3 protein-coding genes and 3 pseudogenes are annotated in these 6,889 nt (G+C 61.7%); 4 read left to right on the top strand and 2 right to left on the bottom strand.

Going from position 1 to position 6,889, the window contains the following annotated elements:
• From ATB1_RS12455 to ATB1_RS12445, 3 genes and pseudogenes are all read left to right on the top strand, one after another.
• Positions 1 to 426, top strand: a pseudogene (locus ATB1_RS12455) (hypothetical protein); the annotation flags it as partial.
• Positions 423 to 1,254: pseudogene (locus tag ATB1_RS12450) on the top strand (HEAT repeat domain-containing protein). The pseudogenes ATB1_RS12455 and ATB1_RS12450, both read left to right, overlap by 4 nt.
• A 2-nt stretch (positions 1,255 to 1,256) precedes the next feature.
• Entirely contained in the window at positions 1,257 to 2,555 is a 1,299-nt protein-coding gene (locus ATB1_RS12445; RefSeq protein WP_042664091.1) for a P-loop NTPase, read from the top strand.
• A 55-nt stretch (positions 2,556 to 2,610) separates the two neighbouring features.
• Here ATB1_RS12445 and ATB1_RS12440 read toward each other — a convergent pair.
• Positions 2,611 to 3,892 (bottom strand): annotated as a pseudogene (locus ATB1_RS12440) (RNA-guided endonuclease InsQ/TnpB family protein).
• Positions 3,893 to 4,501: 609 nt separating this feature from the next.
• Complete coding sequence (locus ATB1_RS12435; RefSeq protein ID WP_004062043.1) at positions 4,502 to 5,284, bottom strand: IclR family transcriptional regulator; 783 nt, start codon at positions 5,282 to 5,284, stop codon at positions 4,502 to 4,504.
• A gap of 507 nt (positions 5,285 to 5,791) precedes the next feature.
• Between ATB1_RS12435 and ATB1_RS12430 the strand changes: the two genes are divergently transcribed.
• Entirely contained in the window at positions 5,792 to 6,889 is a 1,098-nt protein-coding gene (locus tag ATB1_RS12430; RefSeq protein WP_042664088.1) for an ABC transporter ATP-binding protein, read from the top strand.

Genomic DNA, 6,889 nt, shown 5'->3' with positions numbered 1-6,889 from the left:
GGTGTGGCGACCTCGCTCGCGGCGGCCACCGGCGTGATGCCGGCGACGCTTCGCCCACTCGGGTCCGGGGTTGCGCTCGCCGCGGTCGGCGTCGTCCCACTCGCTACCGGCTGGGATAGAATCAGTGCGCTAGCCGGCATAGCCGCGGGAATCGCCACATTCGGAATCGTCGCAAGCGCCCCGTACGTCGCAGGGGCGGTACTGCTCGTCGGCGGCGGTGTCGTCGGCGTTCCGACGAGTCTCGTCGCCTTCGCCGCGGCCGGTGGAACCGCTGGAGTCGCCTCCGCGCTCCGCGACGGTCGGCCCGCCGTTGCACTCGGAGCCGCGTTGTTCTGCGTGGCCGGCGTCCCCGCGACAGTGCTCCGGGCAACCGGGGTCGTCGTCGCGGCTGCGTTGGTCGCGTACGACGGAGGTGAGCGAGCGTGAGAGACGAAGAAGAGGCGACCGACGGACCACCGGACCCACAGCTACACCCCGAACAGAGCCCCGGATTCGGTGCCGACCCTGTCGGGCCTCGAAGACATCGAAGTCGACCGCGACGTGACCATCGGCGAGGCGACGCTCGCCGACCTCGGCGCAAGCGACACGGAGCCCGTCGAAGACCACCCGGTCTCTGACCTGCTTGCGTCGCTCGCCGGCGACGACGCAGTCGAGCGTCGGCGGGCCGCACTCGCGCTCGCCGAACGGGAGGGCGACAGGGTCGTTGTGGAGGCGCTGTCCCGCGCAGCGACGACAGACGAAGACGCCGAAGTGCGGCAGTTCGCGGTGGAGGCACTGGCGAAACACGGCGGCGACCTCGCGGCCGAAACTGCACGGGCGCTGACTGACGACCCCGAACCGTGGGTTCGGGCCGAGGCCGTCGTCGCGCTCGACCGCCTGGACCGGGCGGAACACGAAGCGGTCATCGAAGCCGCGCTCGACGACGAGCACCACGCCGCCCGGCGAAACGCGCTCGTCTCGCTTTTCAAACTCCGCGGCGAGGGCGCGTGCGACGCGCTCGTTGCCGCCGCTGACGACCCGAGCGAGCGGGTGCGAGAGTGGGCGGCGCACTTACTCGGCGGGGTCGAAACCGACCGGGCGGCCGAGGCGCTGTCCCGACTCGCCGACGACGAACAGAGCGTCGTGCGAGAAACGGCGGTTCGGGCCCAAGAGGTCGATTCCGGGAGCTTCCGACGCCAGTTCACGGGCGTCCTCGACGAGACCGACCGCACCCTGCCCGGCGAAGACGACCTCAACCGAACCCCGAACCTCTGACCATGAGCGAACACGAACCGACGAACCACGACCCGGCGAATAGCGAGCCAGACACCGCGTCCGAGCTTCGAGATCGCGTCGAATCGGCGCTCCGAGCCGTTCGAGACCCCGATGCCGACCTCGACGTTTTCGAGGCCGGACTGGTCGAATCGATAGCCGTCGACGGGGAGAGCGTGACCGTCCACGCGGCCGTGACGGAGTTCGACGACGCGAACGCGACGCAGGTCATGCGCGCGATGGCGCAGGCCGTCCGCGACATGCCCGCGGTCGAGAGTGCGCACGTTGAACCCGTCTCACCGTCGTCCGGCGACGGGGCGACCGGCGTGGACGCGTTCGACACCGTCATCGCCGTCGCCAGTGCCAAGGGTGGCGTCGGGAAATCGACCGTCTCGACCGGTCTGGCGTGTGCACTCGCCGGCGAGCATTCAGCCGGGCTGTTCGACGCGGACATCCACGGCCCGAACGTTCCGTCGTTGCTCGACATCGAAGGCCCCGTCCACTCGGACGACGAGGGCCACCCGCTCCCCGTTTCGGTGACGGGTCCTGACGCCTCGCTCGACGTGATGAGCGTCGGGTTGATGGAGTCGGGCGCGCCGCTGGCGTGGCGGGGCGCGATGGCGCACGACGCGCTGACTGAACTGTTCGAGGACACCGCTTGGAGCGCCGACGACACGCTCGTGTTGGACCTTCCGCCGGGGACCGGCGACGTGGTTCTGACGACGCTACAAGAGATTGCCGTCGACGGCGTCGTCGTTGTGACGACGCCCTTCGAGTCGAGCCTCGGGGACACGGCGCGGAGCATCGAACTCTTCCGCGACAACGAGGTTCCGGTTCTCGGGGCGGTCGTCAATATGCGCGAGTTCGCCTGCCCCTCCTGCGGCGACACCCACCAGCTCTTCCCCGGTGAGACCGCCAGCGAACGCCTTGACGCGACGGTGCTCACCGAACTCCCGTTCTCCCCGCAGTTTCAGGAGACGCCTGCACCCGGCGACGCCGCACCGGCGTTCGAGACGCTCGCGGAGTCGGTCTCCGAGGCGGCAGCGACCGCGTGGGACGTCGACGCTCCCGACGACGCACTCGACATCCGTGGAGACCCGCCGGAGCGACGGAAGGAGCGGGTCGCAGAGCGGTTCACCGCGCTCGCGAGCGGCGAAACGTTCGCGCTCGTCAGCGACCGCGACCCGACGCCAGTCCGGCGGTTCCTCGGCGGACTGACCGACCGCGCCCCCGCAGAAATCGACGGGTTCAGCGTCGAACGACGAACGCCGAACGACTGGCTGTTGACTGCGACGAAACCTTGACATCCTCCCCGCGCTGAAACGCGAGGATTCCCGACCGCCGTTGGAATATTGTGGTTTACGACGTGGCCTGTTCTCGCGGTGCGAAGCATCCGCTCTCTTGGTCGAACAGGTACGTTGATGGCTGTGCCAACCAGCCGTTACTCCTATCTCCCCCATCCACAGGCGAGACTCGGAGATACTTTCTGTCGAATGTTCTCAGCACCGTTCACGTCTGCATTCGCCACCACACCGCAGTCATCACAGACGTACAACCCGCGTTCAACACGGTTCGCTTTCCGCTTCCGACCACAGCATGAACACGACTTCGACGTATCACGCTCAGACACTTGTTCGACCGATATGCCTTCCATCTCGGCCTTGTATTTGAGCATCGAAGTGAATCGGTCGAACGCCCACGAGTGCAAGTCGAGGTTGCCGTGCTTGCCCCAGTTCTTCGACTCACCATTTTCCTCATCCTCACGGATACCGGAGAGGTCGCCAACTACAATCGTTCCAACCTCCTCATCAATACATCGTTGGACGATGTGTTTGGAGAGGGTGTGGAAGTAGTGGGTGCGGCGAGCCGACTTCTTCTGATTCAACCGTGTCGCTTGGTCAGATTCTGAGTCGTCACAGCGAGCGATCCGCTTGCTGAAGTAGTAGTCATCCTGCTTCAGACAGTTGAGTGGATACAGTTCGCTGTGACTGTCTTCGTAGGCGAGGGCGGCGAAGTTGGTGACGCCGAGGTCAACTCCAACGGTCTTCTCGCCCGGCGATTCAGCAACCTCAATCTTCACTTTGCAGACGAAGTGTAGTTCCCACTCGTCACCAGTCCAAACCGCTCGAACCTGTTGGACGCTCTCCACGGTGGAGAGGTCAACGTCAGGACGAGTCTGGTACTCGCAGAGAATGAAGTCCGACCAGTATTCTTTCAGGTTCGAGCCTTTCGAGAGTCGGACTCGCTCGTACTTGGTGTCGAGTTTGAAGCCAGCGGCTTTGAACGTGACCGTGCTTCGCGGGTGTTCGTCGCCGTGTTTGCGGTACTTCGGCGGGTTTGCTCTCGTGTCTCCGTTGCGTCGTTTGCCGTACCAGCCGGTGAACGCCTCAGCGAGTTCTTGAAGGACTCGCTGACTTGACTGAGAATGGAGGTCATCATAGCGTTCGTGCGACTTGAGGTACGAGGTGAGTTCATTGTGACCGGGAATGTGGCCAATCTCTGACCATACGCGGCCACAAATCCACCGTCCGACGTTCCAGAGTTTCGAGGCTGAGAACCCGAGCGAATCGAGGTCGTCGGACACCTGTTGCTGGTTCCGTATGGAAGCAGTATAGGTGCGGGTGACGACCTGTTTCGCCATACGTAACCTATGTAGTCAAACTTACTTGAAGGTATGGATTCGAGCGTGGAATATCCTGCCGAGCGTTTGGACGGTGGCTGTGTAGTGTATTTTCGGATTCATCCCCGCCCTAAAGGGCGGGGCTTTCTCCTTGATTCTCCGTAAGCTCGCGGCTCTCTCCCCCAACTGTATTGGGTGTTTTATTCAAGTTTATCTGCCGTCATTATCTCCTATGGGTATTCGAAACTGGATAATTCATGCCGACGCAGGTAATCTCGCGAGCATACAGAGCTGACCAGTCGCGACTTCTGATTAGAAATATGGACATGAATATTTGTTTCTGTGATTGTAGACATGAAATTGGTACAAATGGCATCTCAAGTGTGTGGTGACTGTGAATCGGCCGTCCACCAAATAGTTGCTTCGTCAGCGATACGGAGGGAGTTACTTCCGTACTAGAATTTCTTAAGCCATACAATACTTTCTCCGTGGTGATTCTACCGACGCGTCGTGGCTTTGTCGGTTTGATCGGCCGGAAGGCCGGCAAGACTCCGAGACGAACGATACCCATCGTATCTCCCGCAATTCATTACAGACATAGTTATGTAATCTATTCACGACGAGTGGTAATCATCCGTCTATGGTCGTGTACTCGGAGTACTGGTTACGCACTTCGAGTTCGTTTTTGCTGTACTGCAGTACGTTCAGCAGCTCCGACATGTAGGCGGGGGTGAACCGGTCTCGTGGCCCGGTCACGCCGATAGACGCCTTGACCTCCCCGTTCTTATCAAGAAGCGGAACAGCGATACCTCGAATACCACGGAGGTGTTCCTCGTCGTCGATAGCATACCCCCGTTCACGGACCCGCGTAAGCGAGTCTTCGAGTTCCGACAGCGAACTAACGGTCCTGTTCGTCCCCGACGGGAGGCCGTGTCGCTCGACGATTTCCGCCCGACGAGCCTCGGGGAGGTACGCTAAGATTGCCTTTCCAAGCGAGGTCCAATGCATCTCCGTGCGATTCCCGATCGGAATCTCGTCCGCCGCGGCCTTCTCCCCGGTGCTTCGATACAAAATGACTCGTTTCCCGTTTTCCTCGACCGCGGCACCGACTATCTCGCCCGTCACGCGGCTGAGTTCTTCGACCTTATTCCTGAGCAGCCGAGCGATGTCGACCCGCTGCCGGATGTCTCCGCCAACCTCGAGAAAGCGAAACGAGCGACGGTACTCTCCGGCGTCTTTGACGACGAAGCCCTGTTCGACGAGCGTGTTGAGGTGGACGTAAATCGTGCTTGCCGGAATGTCGACTGTCGACGCGAGTTCCGAGAGGCCGGCCGGTTCGACGCCACTGAGAGCGTCGAGAATCTCGAACGTCGTTTCGACCGCGCGTATTGTTTTGACGTTGCCATCGGACATGATACGGTCTTTCCCGCACTCGGTGAAAGTATTTTCCCCCTGTTTCCAACTGGTATTCAACTCTCTCGGAAAGAATAGACTGAGTATTCACCACAGAAAAAAGTACAGCGAATAACATGCTATTTTTACCGCATCCCAACGCGTATTTTCCGAACACGTCGAATCCGAGAGTGAAACCGCGTCCGGTGAACAGGCCGAAATACCGGTTGAGAAGCCGTGTTCGCTGAATGTCAACGGGAGTGTAGGCGTACGTCGAGGTTCTGCATTTTCGACCGTGTTGAATACAGCATGCCGACCATGATGATTTCGGGAGGACCACCGCTGAGTCCCTCGGTTAGACGCATGGGGAGGCGAGGAACCGATGACCGGACAGACGCTTCACCCGACGACTGGGGTGTCGAGAAGACCGCAGCGGCGCCGACTGCGATTCAACACCGTTGGGAGCGCGTCGTTGACTTCCATTACCAACATTTATTATGCAGGATTGAGGAGTAGTCCTCAGCCGACATGAGCCAGGTAAGACTATCGAACGTGAGTAAAGAGTACGACGGGGACATCCTCGCCGTCGAGGGGTTGGACCTCACCGTCGACGACGGGGAGTTCGTCGTCGTCGTCGGGCCGTCCGGGTGCGGGAAGTCGACGACGCTCAGGATGGTGGCGGGCCTCGAGACCGTCACCGGCGGTGAGATCGCCATCGGCGAGCACGTCGTCAACGACGTGCGGCCGCAGGACCGGAACATCGCGATGGTGTTCCAATCGTACGCGCTGTACCCCCACATGACCGTCCGCGAGAACATGTCCTTCGGGCTGCGTCTCGCCGGTGAAGACGACGGCGAGGTCCGGGAGCGTGTCGAGGACGCCGCCGAGATGCTGGAGATTTCGGAGCTGTTAGACGACCTTCCGAAACAGCTCTCGGGCGGTCAGCAACAGCGGGTCGCACTCGGGAGAGCCATCGTGCGCGACCCCGACGTGTTCCTGATGGACGAGCCGCTTTCGAACTTGGACGCCAAGCTCCGGACGCAGATGCGGACGGAGATCCAGCGGATTCAGGAGGACCTCGGTGTCACGACGGTGTACGTCACTCACGACCAGACGGAGGCGATGACGATGGCCGACCGTATCGTCATCCTCAACGACGGCAAACTCCAGCAGGTCGACCCCCCGGAGCGGTGCTACGACGAGCCCAACAACGAGTTCGTCGCCGGCTTCATCGGGTCGCCCTCGATGAACTTCTTCGAGGTGACCGCAACGGACGACGACGGCGGCGTTCGCTTCGAATCCCCGAGCTTCGAGTTCACGCTGGATGTCGACATTCCCTCTGGTGAGTACACGCTGGGCGTCCGACCGGAAGACCTCACGCCGGACCGCGAGGGAGGCTACGTCGAAACAGTCGTCGACGTCGTCGAACCGGTCGGTTCGGACAACTTCCTCTACCTGCAGACGGCCCGCGGCTCGTCCGAGGTCGTTGCGCGGGTCGAAAGCGAGTTCCGACCGAGCGTCGGGGACGAGATAACGCTCGGGTTCGACGTGGACGACATGCACCTCTTTGGTAGCGACGGCGCGCGCGTACCAGTGAACGAGACGCGACTGACGGACTCCGCCTGA

This window comes from Haloferax sp. ATB1 (assembly GCF_000730175.1).
This window is presented reverse-complemented; position numbering and strand designations above follow the sequence as displayed.

Bases quoted from the DNA above. Each gene is read 5' to 3' on its own strand.
- ATB1_RS12445 (WP_042664091.1), top strand. From the start codon at position 1,257: ATGAGCGAACACGAACCGACGAACCACGACCCGGCGAATAGCGAGCCA.
- ATB1_RS12435 (WP_004062043.1), bottom strand. From the start codon at position 5,284: ATGTCCGATGGCAACGTCAAAACAATACGCGCGGTCGAAACGACGTTC.
- ATB1_RS12430 (WP_042664088.1), top strand. From the start codon at position 5,792: ATGAGCCAGGTAAGACTATCGAACGTGAGTAAAGAGTACGACGGGGAC.